1 pseudogene is annotated in these 920 nt (G+C 69.7%); it reads right to left on the reverse strand.

What is annotated here, in order from left to right:
* A pseudogene (locus EHS43_RS48655) lies at window positions 1-745 on the reverse strand (helix-turn-helix domain-containing protein); the annotation flags it as partial.
* Window positions 746-920: the final 175 nt, after the last annotated feature.

A 920-nucleotide genomic window follows, 5' to 3' on the forward strand; every position in this document is an offset into this window, starting at 1 on the left:
GCTGTGAGACGGTGAGCCAGGAGGGCGGCCGGGCGGCGGAGGGGCTCGTCCGGCAGATCACTGGTCAGTGCGTGGCGTACGGCGCTCGGGGTGACGTCTCGCTCCAGCCACGCGGCGACGCCGGGAGCCAGGTGGGCCGTGTCGCAGCCCGACAAAAGCAGCCGGGAGTCGTGGCGGCGGAGGTCGGCGAGGAGGTCGGTTGCCTGCTGGAGGAGAGCGGGGGCCTTGCACCCGGGCTGCGGGACGACGGGGAGCGGCTTATTACGAGGCGCCGGCTTCTTCTTCGCCGTCTGTGGTGTCGGGTGGGCCGTCCGCGTGGCTCTCGGTCGGCGTGAGGGTCGTGTCCCGGCTGGTTACGTCCCGGCTGGTTGCAGGAGATCGTCCGAGTGATGATCCGCCCGTCGGGGACTCGTTCGCGTTTCCGCCGCAGGTAGCCGTGGTCTTCCAGTTCGCGCAGGGCGGTGGCGATACGGGTGGCACCCTCGGGGAAGCGGCCGGTGAGGGTCTTGATGTCGACCTGGGCACCCTTGGGGAGGGACTGGAGGTGGACGCCGAGACCGATGGCGAGCAGGGAGAGTTCCGGGTGCTGGGCGAGGTGATTGCCGATCACCGTGAAGCGCTCGGTGTGGCGGGTGTTGTCGTGGATGAGCCCGCCGCTGGAGTGGGGCCGTCGCCGGTTCGGGGGTTTGTTGGCGGCAAGACGGGACTGGGCGTGCGGGGGCGCGCTAGGGTTCTGCGTATCCATCAGGAAGTTGCCTCTTCCTCGGTGGTCAGGCCCTCGCACTGGGATTGCAGTCCCGGCGAGGGCCGTCGCATGTCTGCGGTTGTGTTGCGCTGAGCGTAGGGCAGGCAAGGGGCCAGGAATCCAGCCGAGTTGGCGATGTTCACTCGCGAGGGTGAGCGGAGGCGACGGGCGGGAG

This window comes from Streptomyces sp. RP5T, assembly GCF_003933965.1.
Classification (GTDB): domain Bacteria; phylum Actinomycetota; class Actinomycetes; order Streptomycetales; family Streptomycetaceae; genus Streptomyces.